The following is a 14,317-nucleotide window of genomic DNA, read 5'->3' as shown; positions in this document are numbered from 1 at the left end:
CTTACCTATATCATGAAAAGACATATTTTAATATTAACAGCCATGACTATCCTGCTTGCGTCATGCGGCGGAGATGAAAAGAAAGAAGGCCTGGCAGGAAAGAAAGAAGAACTTGCCAAGCTGAAAACAGAGCGTGCAGAGAATGAGAAGAAAATCAAAGCGCTTGAAATTGAGATCACAAAACTGGATCCTAACAAAGCTGCGGAAGCCAAAGTAAAACCGGTAACCATTGATACGCTTGATGCTGCGACATTCCGCCATTATGTGGAATTGCAGGGAACAGTGGATGCGAAAAACAATGTATTGGTGACACCGAAAACAGGCGGCGCAATTGTCGCGATGTATGTGAAAGAAGGTGATTATGTAAAGGCAGGAGGCATCATCGGAAAAATTGACAACAGCATTCTCTCGGAATCTGTAGAAGAGTTGAAAACACAAATGTCGCTCGCCAACACGATCTATGAAAAGCAAAAAAATCTTTGGGACCAAAAAATCGGAACCGAGATTCAATATCTGCAAGCCAAAAACAACAAGGAGTCTCTGGAAAGAAGAATGAGCACCTTGAACAGTCAACTGGCGCAAACCAACATTGTGTCGCCAATGGCCGGTGTGGTTGATATGGTCAATGTAAAAGTAGGAGAAACAGCTTCCCCGGGCGTGGGCGTTGTGCGGATTGTAAACCTGAACAACCTGAAAGTAACTGCAAAAGTCTCTGATACTTATGCTGCCAGTGTGAAAAAAGGTGATGAGGTGATCGTCAAATTTCCTGATTTGAAAAAGGAATATAAGGCAAGAATCACATTCGTTAGCACCACCGTTGACCCATTGTCAAGGACATTCTCGATCGAAGCCAATCTGCCGTCAGGAAAAGACATTAAGCCAAATATGATGGCCCAAATTCAGATCAATGATGCGATCAGCAAAAATGCATTGGCGATTGATCAGAATTACGTGCAAAGCACGGAAAAGGGCAATGTTGTATATGTGGCTGTAACCGAGGGTAATAAAAAGGTGGCCAAGGCAAAAGAAGTCAAAACCGGTTTGAGCTATAACGGAAAAGTAGAAATCCTTTCCGGCCTCGCAGCAGGCGACCAGCTGATCACATTGGGTTATCAGGAAGTTTCCGACGGCCAGCCGATCAGCTATTAAGGCTATTTATCTCATTCAACATTAGCTATTTATGAAATTTAACGAATATAAAACCCTAGGCTTTACCAACTGGTGCGTAGAGAATCGGACGACGATTTACATCTTTACGTTCATCATTACGCTTGCCGGGTTTATGGTCTATAACAACCTGCCCAAAGAGCAGTTTCCCGATATCAAGATCCCGCAGATCTATATCAACACGATTTACTTCGGAACAGCGCCTGCGGATATTGAAAACACGATCAACAAACCCATTGAAAAGCAGCTTAAATCACTGAACGGGGTTAAAAAGATCAAATCCAATGCATTGCAAGATGTTTCGGTAATCCTGGTGGAATTTACGCCGGATGTGGCAGTTGAAGTCGCCCTGCAACGAGTCAGAGATGCAATTGATAAAGCAAAAACAGACTTACCGCAGAATCTCGACTCGGGTCCCACGGCCCAGGACGTGAACTTCTCGGAGTTCCCGATCATGAACGTGAACATTGCGGGTAATTTCTCACTGAAACAACTGAAGCAATACGCGGAAGACTTGCAGGACGGAATCGAAGCATTGCCGGAAATCACGCGTGTGGATATTTTGGGTGCACTGAACCGTGAAATCCAGATCAACGTAAACCTGGACCGTATGAAATCGACGGGTTTGACATTCTATGATGTTCAGACTGCGATTCAGAGTGAAAACATCAACGTTTCGGGTGGTGAATTGAATGTGGAAGGTGTGCGCAGAACGCTTCGTGTAAAAGGTGAGTATACCAATGTTGCAGATATGGCGAATATCCGCATCCGCACTGCAACAGGCGCAACGGTTCGTCTGGGCGATGTGGCCGAAGTGTCTGATAACTTTGAAGAACAACAGGATTTTGCCCGCTTGGCGAATAAAACAGTAATCACGCTGAACGTGATCAAACGTTCCGGTGAGAACCTTGTTGAAGCAGCTGATAAGATCGAAAATGTGATTGCGGACTTCAAAGAAAACCGTTTTCCCCCGGGATTGGACGTGAAGATCACAGCGGATCAGTCGATTCAGACGAGAGCTGATTTGCATGACCTTATCAATACCGTTGTACTCGGCTTTATCTTCGTGGTAATGGTGCTCATGTTCTTCATGGGTGTGCGTGATGCCATTTTCGTGGGACTTTCCGTTCCGCTTTCGGCACTGGTTGCTTTTGTAATGATGCCTATTATCGGGCCATTGGTAGGAACAGAATTTACATTGAACACCATCGTTCTGTTCGCATTCCTGCTCGGTATAGGGCTTGTAGTGGATGACGCGATTGTGGTAATTGAAAATACGCACCGTTTGTTCAACCAACATAGAGACTGGACGATCCAGCAGGCGGTGAAAGCCGCGGCCGGTGAAGTGTTTATTCCTGTATTATCGGGAACATTAACGACCATTGCACCATTCTTTCCGCTGCTTTTCTGGACGGGTATAGTCGGGGAATTCATGAAATTCATGCCGCTGACGCTCATTATAACCCTGGGCGCATCGCTTTTTGTGGCATATGTAATGAACCCGGTATTTGCGGTGTCATTCATGGGACGTCATGAAGACGAGAAAGAAGCGCACGACACGAGTTTCAAAGCCATCCGCCGGCCACTGATTATCCTGGTTGTTGCGGCAGCAATTGGTTACCTGATCGATCGCGGAGTTGGTAACTTCTTCGTTTTCATCCTCTTGCTATGGGTTTTTAATCATTACATTCTGACACCAAGAATTTTGGTCCCTTTCCAGGATCGCCTATTGCCTTCTTTGAAAAACGGCTATCGCAAGCTGATCGACTGGCTTTTGAGAGGCTGGAGACCGGTTGTTGCTATTGCCATTGTGTTTGGTTTACTGATTTTCACATTCGTGCTGACCGGCATCGTGCAGCCTAAGGTGCTTTTCTTCCCAAGTGGTGATCCGGATTACGTGTATGTTTATAATAAACTGCCGATCGGAACGGATGCACGGGTGACTGATTCTGTGACCAAGATCATCGAGAAGCGTGTTTTCGATGTTTTGGAAAAAGAAAAGGCCATGGATATGGTAAATTCGGTGATTGCCAATGTTGGCAAAAACGCCGGTGACCCTTATAACCCGGACCGTTCTGCAACGCCGCACAAATCCAAGGTAACTGTAGCATTTGTTTACGGAACCGAACGGGGCGGTCGTTCATCAGAAACCATCCTCCGCAAAATCCGGGAGGCTGTAAAAGGCATTCCGGGAGCAGAAATTTCCGTAGAACGCGAAGCCGTAGGCCCTCCAACGGGTAAACCGATTTCTATTGAGATCTCAGGTGATGATTTTGAAGTGCTTCAAAAGCTTGAAAAAAGCGTTTTGCAAAAAGTGCAGCAATCGGGCATTGAAGGGATAGATCAATTGCGTTCGGACCTGGTAACGAACAAACCGGAGATCGTCATTGACATTGACCGTGAGAAAGCACAACGCGAAGGCATTAGCTCGCAGCAAATCGCGCTGGCAGTCCGTACGGCACTTTTCGGTCTTGAAGTTTCCAAGTTCAGAGATGATAAGGACGAATATCCGATCATGGTAAGGCTGGAAAAAGATGATCGTGAGCAAATTGAGAAGCTTTTGAGCCTGAATGTTGTTTACCGCGACATGAATATGGGCGGAGCGCTGCGTCAGGTTCCGATTACTTCCGTTGCTGATGTGCATTATTCAACCACTTTCAGCCAGATCAACCGTCAGGACCAAAGCCGGATCGTGACATTAGGCTCCGATGTTTTGCCGGGTTACAATGCCAACGAAATCGTTGCGCAAATCGAAACATTGATCCAGGATATGGAAGTCCCAAATGGTTATATTATCAAGATGGGCGGTGAGCAGGAAGAGCAGAATGAATCGATGTCGTTTCTTGGAACCGCATTTGGCGCAGCAATCCTGCTTATTTATCTGATCCTGGCCACGCAGTTCAACTCTGTTGTGAAGCCGTTCATTATCTTCTTTACAATTCTGTTGTCGCTGATTGGCGTATTGCTGGGCTTCATTGTTTTCAATAAAGATTTCTCCATCATTATGTCAGGTGTCGGCATTATTGCACTGGCTGGTATTGTGGTGAAGAATGGTATCCTCCTCATTGAGTTCATTGAAGAGCTTCGGGGACGCGGTTACCCCATGCGTGAGGCCATCATTGAAGGTGGAGCGATCAGGTTAACGCCCGTATTGTTGACAGCATCAGCAGCCGTATTGGGACTTGTGCCGCTGGCTTTGGGAATAACCGTTGACTTTGTTGGTCTTTTCCGGAATCTGGAACCACACCTGATCGTTGGCGGACCCAGCTCAATTTTCTGGAACATTCTTGCCTGGACGATCATTTTCGGATTAACATTCTCGACATTGCTTACATTGATCATGGTTCCATGTATGTATTATGTAAACGAGCGCGTCCGCGACAAGTGGTTCAGAAAGGGCAAGAAAGAGGTCGTGAACCCAAATTGGCAAAGCGAAACCATTTAGCAGATCATAAAATACTGCCTGTTTTAATTTTTTTCAAATTGGAATAGGCAGTATTCCAAAAATTCCTAGATTTGCAACCCCAAAGAGTTCGGGAGCTGAATCATTCAGCAATCATTTCGGGATGTAGCGCAGCCCGGTAGCGCACTAGCATGGGGTGCTAGGGGTCGCAAGTTCGAATCTTGTCATCCCGACAAAAGCCTGGTCTTCGGACCGGGCTTTTTCGGTTTTGTATCACGCACTAGCGTGGGGTGCATTTAAACAGCCATCCAAATTGCCGAAGCAATCTTTAACGTTCACCCAAGCGCCACTCTCCTATGGTATAAGAGATAAGAACCGGCAATAAAAAAAATAGTGATCAAAGGAAAAAGAGCATTTGTGAATTCCTGGCCGGATGCAATTTGAGAGAACGCAGCACCCATTACATCAAAAACAAGACCCGCATATGCCCACTCTTTAAGCCTTGGGAATCCTGAAACGATAATCGCAATCACAGCAAGAAGACGTGCAAGCCCCAGGAAAGGCGGCAGGTAAGCCGGGTAACCAAGTCGCGTATATTGCGAAATCGAATCCGCATTACCACTTAATTCAAATAAAGAGCCAGCTGTTAGCGGCAGAACGAAGCCGATCGTAAAGATCCAGTACCAAATATTGATTTTATTCATGGCGTTCAGTTATTTGGATAGTAATAATTGATCATCCACGACACGCCAAACTCATCCCTGCAGACTCCAAAATAGGACCCCCAGAAAGTCTTGTTCAGAGGCATCTCAACATGCCCATTTCCCGATAACAGACTGAATAAATGATCCGCTTCCGCCTCACTTTCAGTAATAAGGTTGATATGAAAAGCATTACCGGGAATTGCATTTTGTTCCATCGATTCAAGCGTGTCGGTCGCCATTAAGGTGAAACCGCCTTTTGCAGAAAGCGTAATGTTCATGATCTTTTCCTGTTCTTCCACTGGTAAAGTGTCCGTACCAAAGACTTCCTTGAAACGTTTGAAGTTTGTGAACTCGCCTCCAAAGACGGATTTGTAAAAGTTCATGGCAACTTCCGTGTTGCCATTGAAATTGAAGTAAGTATTTGCGCTCAGCATAATTTGTTTGTTGTTTAACAATGCAAAGGTATTGCCTATGTTATGCCGGCAGGTTGTGTAAATGCGACATTCTTAGGTGGTTGATTGCGACATTTTCAAGTAATACTTTTGTAAAATGATAACAATCTCGATCCTGACATTGAAAAATGCGGTCTTGTCGTCGATCATTGATGCGGGCTATGTTTTTGCAAAGGTTAATGAGTTTCTGGCTGAAAAGGGAGATCCGCCCCTTTTCAAAATTCAACTGGTGGGACAGACGAAAGAAATGCAGCAACATAGCGGGCAATTTACAGTCCGAGCCGATGTCCTATTGCATGAGGTCGAAAAGACCGATCTGATTATCATTCCATCCATGATGGGCAACTTACTTATAGCAACCCACTTAAATAAGGATTACGGGATTTGGTTGGCGGAACAATATCGAAGAGGAGCGGAAGTTGCAAGTATGTGCACCGGTTCTTTTTTACTGGCTTTTTCAGGTATTTTAAAGGGCAAGGAATGCACCACACACTGGCAATCTGCTAATGAATTCAAATACTATTATCCATCCGTGAAGTTGGTGGACGAGCTAATGATCACCGATCAGAACGGAATTTATTCAAGCGCAGGAAGCAATGCGTACTGGAACCTGTTATTGCATTTGGTTGAGCGATTTGCGAATCGCGCCATTGCAATTCGGACAGCCAAATATTTTCTGATTGATCTGGATAAACCCAGCCAATCTCCATTTACAATTTTCAATGGTCTGAAAGACCATAAGGACATTTTGGTTCTAAAAGTGCAGGATTATCTCGAAAAAAATTACGCCGCAAAACTGACAGTGGAAAGTACTGCCGAAGCATTTAGTGTAACGCGAAGAACATTGGAACGCCGTTTCAAAAAGTCCACCAGAAATACGGTTACGGAGTATCATCAGCGTGTTAAAGTGGAAGCTGCCAAGCAGCAATTAGAAATCGGAAAGAAAACCATTTTTGACATTATGACAGACGTCGGTTATATCGATAATCAGGCGTTTCGTGAAGTTTTTAAACGCATCGCAGGTATGACACCAATTGATTACAGGAATAAATTTAATTCCGAGGTATAATGCTTCTCGCTCGAAATAGCATTATAAGCAATGAAGACCTGTAATCCGCCCTAGGCCCATTTAAAAGATTATCACGCTATCGTGTAAAGCCTATAATATTACATCTGCCATCTCCGTTGTATCGATGGCACTAGCGATAGTTAACTGATTATTTGGTACTATCCAGCCATTCAAACATATAATAAGCATTACAGCTAAATTGCAATTTAAATAGCAGACCGCGGCGTAATGTAATTATTTAACCTATATTAGCATTCTTTCTTTGCAACCCAGACTTAGAGCATTTTAGCTATTGTTTGACGGATGCCTCCCTAAGAAAAACTGCTTAACTCAACATCCTTTATTGACATTGTGATCGTTCATACGGCGCTGGCAAGATAGCCGCCGAGAGCTGATGCAATAACCGAAATGTTTAGAGATCCGATGCAATGAACCGCACGGTGATAAACACTCCCTCAGCCTGCGTATCTATATCTATTTTAACACAGAAACACAGAAACTATCATTAATCAAATCTAACTATGAAAACTGATCAGGAGAATTTTTGGAGTAAAAATTTCGGGCAAGAATATAGTGACAGGAATTCCTGGCAGTCGGATGCGGAATGGGATAAATTTTATTTTGACAACTGGGGCAAATCAAAACTAGACATTAATAATATTGTGCTTGAAGGCCTGCCCAGAGATATCCGGATATTAGAAGTCGGCTGCAATATTGGTATGCAGCTAAGAGGCTTTCAGAGAATGGGTTTTGAAAATCTGTATGGCATAGAGTTACAACATTATGCTGTGGAAAAGGCCAAACAAATTAACAGTAAGATCAACATTATTCAAGGTTCCGGCTTTGATCTACCTTTTAAAGACGAGTTTTTTGACCTTGTTTGTACAAACGGCGTATTGATTCATATAGCTCCCGCGGACCACAGTCGAATCATGAAAGAAATGTATCGCTGCAGCAGCAAGTACATTATGGGATGGGAATATTATGCCGATGATATTCAGGACATTAATTACAGGGGAAATACAGGTTATCTTTGGAAAGCTGATTTCGCTGGTATTTTCATGAAAAACTTCCCCGGTTTAAAAGAAGTTTCCCGTACCAAGGTTCCTTATATTTCTGAAAAAGAAAAGGGTAATGTAGATGAGATTTATTTATTGACAAAATAAAATTACTAGTCCAAAAGCTACTTTCTTAAAAGTTATTCGGAGCAGCGCATTTTTTCCAATAGTTAACAATTAGTTTTATGGTGTCTTTCAGGTCTTCAAATTGAACAGGTTTTACAAAAAACCCCTGGGCAGACATACTATAAGCGTCGATCACTGCATTTTGATCAACGCTGGTTGAAAAAAAAAGGTAGGGAATGCATCGTAAATTTAATCTGGCATCAGTGTGCAGTCTTTTTCTCAACTCTAATCCACCTAGCCTCGGCATGTTAAGGTCGGATAAGATCAGGAAAGGCAGATCGGTTGTATTTTCCAGATATTCAAGAGCGGCTGCTCCGTCCTCAAAATATTTACGCGGATTAGGAAAATCTAAAATAGTGAACACTTCTTCGAGCATGAACCGATCATCGGGATCATCTTCTATGATAATGATATCTCCATTCTTGTTCATTGTTCGTTAAGGTAAATTCTGTGTAACCGGGCAAGACCCTAATATACGATGATCTTACACGGTTGCAAGGCCTTCATCCGGGTAAGCAGCATCGTGTTGTATTTTTTGGTTTGCCAATGATAACAAATATTCTGAGTTGTGCAATAGAAAGAGTAGCTACCTGTCAGCACTTTACATTCTTTTTTCGTATTATTATACAGCGAAATAGCGCAAACTAAGATGCGTAGCCATGGAACATAAATTGGATCTTTCCAGAAGGACTTTTCTGCAAAAGGCGGGTTTTTCCGGTGTCATACTAGCGCTCGGCTGCCATTGGCCGGCATCGGCGGCAAAGGCTGGCAAAATTGTTCAGGTTGATAGTACATTGCAAGCCACCGAGCTGATGGCTTGGATTTCCATCGATGGAGCCGGAAAGGTTACCATTTTTAACCACAGGTCGGAAATGGGACAGGGAACCTGGCAAGCGATCCCTCAAATCATTGCCGAGGAATTGGAAGTAAGCATGGACGATGTGCAGATCCGCTTTGCCCCAGCCAATCCCCAAAAATATGGCCCGCAACCGCGGGAAGGAAGTTTTTCCATCCGTGGCTGGTATCAGGAACTATTGCGGATTGGCGCATCTGCCAGAGAAATGTTGATAGATGCAGCGGCAAATCATTGGAATGTGGATAAAAGTCAGTGCTATGCAGCGAATGGCCATGTTATTCACCGGGACACAGGCAGGAAGCTTGGCTATGGCTTGCTGGTCCAGGATGCCGCCGCCTTGACGCCACCTCCGCAGGTTGCCCTGAAAGAAAGAAAAGATTATAAAATCATCGGCAAGCCCCTCCAACGCAATGACATCCTCTCCAAAGTAAATGGCTCCGCGGTGTTTGGGCTTGACAAACAGCTGCCTGGCATGCTGTATGCGGTTGTGGAGCGGAACCCGCGTTTTAGAGGGAAAGTAAAAAGTTTCGACGACAAGGCTACCAAATCCGTTAAAGGGGTAAGTCATGTGCTAAAAGTGCAGCGGGCTGTTTTCGGCCTGATGTATGAGGGCGTCGCCGTAGTTGCAGATTCGTTATGGTCGGCAATGAAAGGTCGTACGTTGCTCAAAGTAGAATGGGACGACGCAGGTTTTGAGCACCTCGGTTCTGAACAGCTTTTCATAAGAATGAATGAGGATCTGGAAAAGCCATTGCCATCTGACGCTTTTGAAACAGCATTTAAAAACTCTTCTGCTGCCATTGATGCGCATTATGAAATGCCCTATCAGTCGCATAGTTGCATGGAACCACTCAATTGCATTGCCCACGTAAAAGACGACAGCATTGAAATTTGGGGACCCATACAGGAAGCCAACTGGATACAAGCCGATCTGAGCGAAAGGTTTAAAATCCCGGCTGCAAATGTCCGGGTGAACATGACATTTCTTGGTGGCGGTTTCGGAAGAAAAGCATTTCCTGATTATCCGTTGGAGGCTGCGCTTATTTCAAAAGAGATCAAAGCGCCGGTGCAAGTCGTTTGGACCAGAGAAGATGACATGAGCCTGGGCCCATTTCGCCCCGGGGCTGTATACAAATGCAGAGGCGGCGTGGATAACAACAATAAGATCTTTTCATTTCAGATCATTTCCGCATCCCAGTCTATCGGCCCCGGGCAAGACAAAGATGCCACTGCGCAGCTGGTAACAACGAATGCTGGCGAAATGGGCGGTCTTCTTGGTGATTATTACAAATCCATTCCGCATTACAGTTTTGGCGGTATGCCCACCAAATCCCCTATACCTACCATGTGGTGGCGCGCACCCGGTGCCAATGTGGATACATTCGCCTGCGAAAGCTTTATCGATGAGCTTGCGCATCTCGCCGCTCAGGACCCGCTGGAATTCAGGAAAGCGCATTTCAGCACACCGCGTTACCAGGCATTGATCACCAAACTTGCGTCCGTCAGCAACTGGCAGTCCAGGAATAAAAACGACGGATGGGGAATGGCTATAACAGAATGTTTCGGCAGCATTGTTGCTCAGGCTGTGAAAGTTTCGCGCGTGAACGGCGGAAAGGTCAGGATCGACAAAGTATATGCGGTAATGGACTGCGGCTGGTATGTTAATCCCGACATTATCCGCGCGCAGGTTGAAGGGAGCATTGTCATGGCCCTTGGCGCCTCCATTAACCACGCCACGCATTTTGAAGACGGAAAAGCGGTCGAAAAAAATTTCCACACTTACCCTTTGCCACGCATTGGTGAGATCCCGCAAATGGAAGTGCACATCATGGAAAATGATGAAAAGCCGGGCGGTGTAGGCGAACCCGGATTGCCAGCATTTGCACCAGCACTATGCAACGCTATTTTTGACCTCACCGGCAAGCGCATCAGGAAATTGCCTTTTAGTCTTGATGAGGTTTAGGTTACTGAATCTAAGTCCTCAACCCCATTCACCTCAGAATAATCCATACCGCACGTTTGCTAATTAGGAAAGTATTTAGTGGCGAATGTGCTTTTCCTTGCAAGACATTAAGCCAAATCAGGCTTTGTTCTGCAAGATGCTCATATGCGTAATAAGACGAGTAAATTCATTCACATAATGTTCCTCATAGCAGCTTGGCTCACTGCCCATGCAGCGAATGCGCAGTGGGGAGCGCCTTATGCCAACAACTGGATAGATTATAATAAGCCCTATGCCAAAATCAATATAGCCAAGAAAGGCATTCATAAAATATCACTTTCCGCCTTACCGAAGAGCTTCCCGATCGATTCTCCTGAAAAACTGCAACTGTGGAGGCGAGGCAAGCAGATTTCTATTATCAGCACAGCAAACAACGAAATCCTCTTCTATGCCGTTCCCAACGATGGCGCAAGCGATTCGCTGTTGTACCGGCCGATGAGTTCTCGCGTCAATCCGTATTTTAGCATGTATTCGGATGAAGGCTCGTACTTTTTGACTGTCGGTGATTCACCTGGTAATAGGGCCAAAGTCATTGACGAGCCGATTGACAACAGTGTGCCATTGCTGCCATTTCACAAAGAAACGGTCACCACAGTTTTCAAGGATGAATATTCATTAGGTACGACTAAAGCTATCAGCAAACCAACTTTTTTGAATAGCTTTTTCGAATCGGGTGCCAGCAGGACTGGTAAAGTCCAGGATAATGACGGAGCCGGTTCGATAATCGGAAATTTCAATTTACAAAACCTGGTCAACACAGCTCTAAAACCTACCGTTAAGTTGCTAATCCACGGCAGAAGTGATAAGGAGCATAAAATCGAAATTTATGTTGGTAAAAATACAAAGTCCCTGCGGCTTGTAACGGTGCTGACAAATTCGCGATTTAGTCCAACAGAATTCACTTTCGAATTAAAACCTGAGGATACGGATGCTGAAAAAAGCGGGATCATTTCCCTGAAAACAGTTAATCCGGATAGATTAGACCGATTTTCACTCACTTATTATGCTGTCGAGTTTCCCCAGCAATTTCAAATTGGGAATGAACCGAGTAAGGAGTTCAAGCTTCTTCCCACACAGGACAACGTGAGCAAAATTTCGATTAGAGGCGCTTCGGCTGACTATACATTGCTGGATATTTCGGATCCCGACAAGCCAATTGTCTTGAAAGGTAAAAATGAAAGTGTCATGGTGCCGCGCCGGGCTGGTAAAGAACAAATCTTACTTGCCGCAAAAAAGGCAGTAAATGTTGATGCCGCCAAAATTAACGAGGTCAAATTTCAGGCTTCGATTCCAAAGGAACCTAACTATATTATCATCACAACAGACAGCTTGCTGCATGGCGCGACACAATTTGCGAATTACCGGGCATCAAAGGCTGGTGGGGGCTTTAAACCGCTGGTTGCCAACATTCAGGACATATATAATCAATTCAACTACGGCGAACCAAGCCCTGTTGGGATCAGGAAGTTTGTGTCTTTTATGCTCTCCGAAGGCAACAAAGACAAATATCTCTTCCTCATTGGAAAAGCTATCACCCAAAATGAAAGTATGAAACGGGAGTTGCCCGGCGAAGTCCCCACGATCGGATACCCTGCTTCCGACATGCTGCTTGTGGAAGGGCTGGCCGGCGCGCCACAGGATGTCCCGGCGATTCCAATAGGCCGACTATCAGCCATTACTAATCAGCATGTTATCGATTACTTGCGTAAAGTGAAGGATTATGAAAGCATGAAAGATTACAGCTGGCGTAAAAATGTACTGCATTTGAATGGTGGAAAAACGGTTGGGGAAATCAGTCAACTGAAAGGCCTTTTGAGCGCGTTGGAGCCCGATGTGGAGAAGGGCGAACTAGGTGGCAACGTGAAGCAATTTGCCAAACAACAGGCGATTCCGGAACCGGAACCTGTCAATATAACGCCCGAAGTGAATGAGGGTGTCGGGCTGATTACTTTCTTCGGACATGGGTCCTGGTATATCACAGATCTGGACATGGGCTATATCACCGATGCTGCACGCAGCTACAATAACCTGCACAAGTATCCAATGATGTATTTCAACGGTTGTGGCGTCGGAAACATTTTTGCTGATAAGTTTAACCAAAAACCAAAAACACCCAAATCGACAGACCGAATCACGCTTTCTCTCGATTGGCTGCTGGCGCCTGACCGGGGAGCAATTGCTATTATTGCCAACTCATACGAAAGCTATGTGAGTCCTTCCGCAGCGTATCTGCAACGGCTGTATCATTATATGTTCAAGGATCCAACCACGGCACATTTGCCGATTGGGAAAATTCAAATAGCCGTGGCGAAAGACATTGTTTCAAAGCACAAGGACGCGCATAGCATTGCCAATGTACACCAAACTTTGCTGCAAGGCGATCCTGCTTTGAAGCTGATTACCGTGGACAAACCCGATTATGCGGTTCATCCCGACGAAAGCATTGCGTTGCATGCGCAATCGCCGGATAAGTCCATTGAAAGTTCTGATTCGCTAAAAGTTCAAGTTAAAATGTCGAACAACGGCCGGTTTATAGCCGGGCAGGATGTGCCTGTGATGGTAACATGCTTTGGAAAAAAGGGAACCGTTCTCAAAACGGAATCTGTCAGATCATTTCCTTCTCAAAATGCATTACAGGTTAATTTTCTCAATTTCCGCGACATTCAGAAAATCCGCGTTGAAATCGATCCGAAGCGGACCATCAGTGAGCTGAACATTGATAACAATGTTGCAGAATTGGACATTGACTGGGAGTTGGTGAAGGATAAAAGCACGTTCTCCTCTGAATTTGCAAAGGACGTCGTTCCGCCGATATTAACCGTCAGGTTTGATGACAGGTTGTTACAGGATAAAGAAACCGTTCCGAATGCTCCGAAGATAACAATCTGTCTTTCCGATGACAGGCAACTTTTAGCAGATACATCCCTCATTGAAATCTTCATCAAGCGCTGTGAGGACGATAACTGTGATTTCGAGAGAATTGTCTATTTGAAAAATAGCCTTGAATTGAGAGCAATCGATATAAAAACCCTCGAAGTGAACTACTTCACAAACTTTAAAGCAGGCGTTTACGAGATTTTGGTTAATGCAAAAGATCGAACCGGGAATGCTGTGGTTAAGCCTTACAGAATGCTTTTCGAAGTGAGTGATGACGAAAATCCGCCTACCGAACTCATAGTAAGTCCAAACCCAGCCTCGACCTATTTACGTTTCGAACTCAAAACCGCCAAAAACACACATTTGAAATCAATACGATATATTATTTACAATCAAAGAGGCATCGTGGTTGAAGACAAAAACCGTTTAGTATCCTCAGGAGCGCTCACAAATGAATGGTATTGGACGCTTTCGTCCCAGGCAGCCGGGCTTTACACTTATAAGGTTCTGCTTATAAATGACCGGAATGAGGCCTTTGTCACATTCCCCGGCAAAGTAATTATTAGCGCTAAATAAAATGCCAGAAACGAGGGCCACAAGCTT

General features: G+C 44.8%; 9 protein-coding genes and 1 tRNA gene. 7 read left to right on the top strand and 3 right to left on the bottom strand.

The genetic code is table 11. The features are described 5' to 3' along the window. Positions 1 to 12: 12 nt before the first annotated feature. The 3 genes from NFI81_RS21425 to NFI81_RS21415 all read left to right on the top strand — a co-directional run bounded on the left by NFI81_RS21425 (position 13) and on the right by NFI81_RS21415 (position 4,803). The gene (locus tag NFI81_RS21425; protein ID WP_234615094.1) at positions 13 to 1,149 is read left to right on the top strand and encodes an efflux RND transporter periplasmic adaptor subunit; all 1,137 of its coding nucleotides are present in this window, start codon (positions 13 to 15) and stop codon (positions 1,147 to 1,149) included. A 31-nt stretch (positions 1,150 to 1,180) separates the two neighbouring features. Next, positions 1,181 to 4,612 carry an efflux RND transporter permease subunit gene (locus NFI81_RS21420; RefSeq protein WP_234615095.1) on the top strand — a complete coding sequence of 1,144 codons (3,432 nt, stop codon included), beginning with the start codon at positions 1,181 to 1,183 and terminating at the stop codon, positions 4,610 to 4,612. 117 nt (positions 4,613 to 4,729) lie between these two features. Beyond that, positions 4,730 to 4,803, top strand: a tRNA-Pro gene (locus NFI81_RS21415). 102 nt (positions 4,804 to 4,905) lie between these two features. On the opposite strand, the gene NFI81_RS21410 is transcribed toward NFI81_RS21415, so the two are convergent. Both NFI81_RS21410 and NFI81_RS21405 read right to left on the bottom strand, forming a co-directional pair. Beyond that, entirely contained in the window at positions 4,906 to 5,274 is a 369-nt protein-coding gene (locus NFI81_RS21410) for a DoxX family protein (protein WP_234615096.1), read from the bottom strand. Between the two features lie 5 nt (positions 5,275 to 5,279). After that, complete coding sequence (locus NFI81_RS21405) at positions 5,280 to 5,708, bottom strand: VOC family protein (protein ID WP_234615097.1); 429 nt, start codon at positions 5,706 to 5,708, stop codon at positions 5,280 to 5,282. Between the two features lie 115 nt (positions 5,709 to 5,823). Here NFI81_RS21405 and NFI81_RS21400 point away from each other — a divergent pair, with 115 nt between their 5' ends. Both NFI81_RS21400 and NFI81_RS21395 read left to right on the top strand, forming a co-directional pair. After that, complete coding sequence (locus NFI81_RS21400; protein ID WP_234615098.1) at positions 5,824 to 6,795, top strand: GlxA family transcriptional regulator; 972 nt, start codon at positions 5,824 to 5,826, stop codon at positions 6,793 to 6,795. A 521-nt stretch (positions 6,796 to 7,316) separates the two neighbouring features. Further along, the gene (locus tag NFI81_RS21395) at positions 7,317 to 7,961 is read left to right on the top strand and encodes a pseudaminic acid biosynthesis-associated methylase (RefSeq protein ID WP_234615099.1); all 645 of its coding nucleotides are present in this window, start codon (positions 7,317 to 7,319) and stop codon (positions 7,959 to 7,961) included. Positions 7,962 to 7,986: 25 nt separating this feature from the next. On the opposite strand, the gene NFI81_RS21390 is transcribed toward NFI81_RS21395, so the two are convergent. Further along, a complete protein-coding gene (locus NFI81_RS21390; protein ID WP_234615100.1) occupies positions 7,987 to 8,409 on the bottom strand; it encodes a response regulator in 423 nt (140 codons plus the stop codon). A gap of 229 nt (positions 8,410 to 8,638) precedes the next feature. Between NFI81_RS21390 and NFI81_RS21385 the strand changes: the two genes are divergently transcribed. Together NFI81_RS21385 and porU2 are read left to right on the top strand one after the other, a co-directional pair. Then, positions 8,639 to 10,798, top strand: a complete 2,160-nt coding sequence (locus NFI81_RS21385) for a xanthine dehydrogenase family protein molybdopterin-binding subunit (RefSeq protein ID WP_234615101.1) — start codon at positions 8,639 to 8,641, stop codon at positions 10,796 to 10,798. Positions 10,799 to 10,975: 177 nt separating this feature from the next. Next, positions 10,976 to 14,290 carry a putative type IX secretion system sortase PorU2 gene (gene porU2, locus NFI81_RS21380; protein WP_234615102.1) on the top strand — a complete coding sequence of 1,105 codons (3,315 nt, stop codon included), beginning with the start codon at positions 10,976 to 10,978 and terminating at the stop codon, positions 14,288 to 14,290. Positions 14,291 to 14,317 lie beyond the last annotated feature (27 nt).

The organism is Dyadobacter fanqingshengii, assembly GCF_023822005.2.
Taxonomy (GTDB): domain Bacteria; phylum Bacteroidota; class Bacteroidia; order Cytophagales; family Spirosomataceae; genus Dyadobacter; species Dyadobacter fanqingshengii.
This window is presented reverse-complemented; position numbering and strand designations above follow the sequence as displayed.

What these genes read in the sequence shown, in the direction of transcription:
- NFI81_RS21405 (WP_234615097.1), bottom strand. Translation starts at nt 5,708, where the DNA reads ATGCTGAGCGCAAATACTTACTTCAATTTCAATGGCAACACGGAAGTT.
- NFI81_RS21420 (WP_234615095.1), top strand. Translation starts at nt 1,181, where the DNA reads ATGAAATTTAACGAATATAAAACCCTAGGCTTTACCAACTGGTGCGTA.
- NFI81_RS21385 (WP_234615101.1), top strand. Translation starts at nt 8,639, where the DNA reads ATGGAACATAAATTGGATCTTTCCAGAAGGACTTTTCTGCAAAAGGCG.
- NFI81_RS21390 (WP_234615100.1), bottom strand. Translation starts at nt 8,409, where the DNA reads ATGAACAAGAATGGAGATATCATTATCATAGAAGATGATCCCGATGAT.
- NFI81_RS21410 (WP_234615096.1), bottom strand. Translation starts at nt 5,274, where the DNA reads ATGAATAAAATCAATATTTGGTACTGGATCTTTACGATCGGCTTCGTT.
- NFI81_RS21425 (WP_234615094.1), top strand. Translation starts at nt 13, where the DNA reads ATGAAAAGACATATTTTAATATTAACAGCCATGACTATCCTGCTTGCG.
- NFI81_RS21400 (WP_234615098.1), top strand. Translation starts at nt 5,824, where the DNA reads ATGATAACAATCTCGATCCTGACATTGAAAAATGCGGTCTTGTCGTCG.
- porU2 (WP_234615102.1), top strand. Translation starts at nt 10,976, where the DNA reads ATGTTCCTCATAGCAGCTTGGCTCACTGCCCATGCAGCGAATGCGCAG.
- NFI81_RS21395 (WP_234615099.1), top strand. Translation starts at nt 7,317, where the DNA reads ATGAAAACTGATCAGGAGAATTTTTGGAGTAAAAATTTCGGGCAAGAA.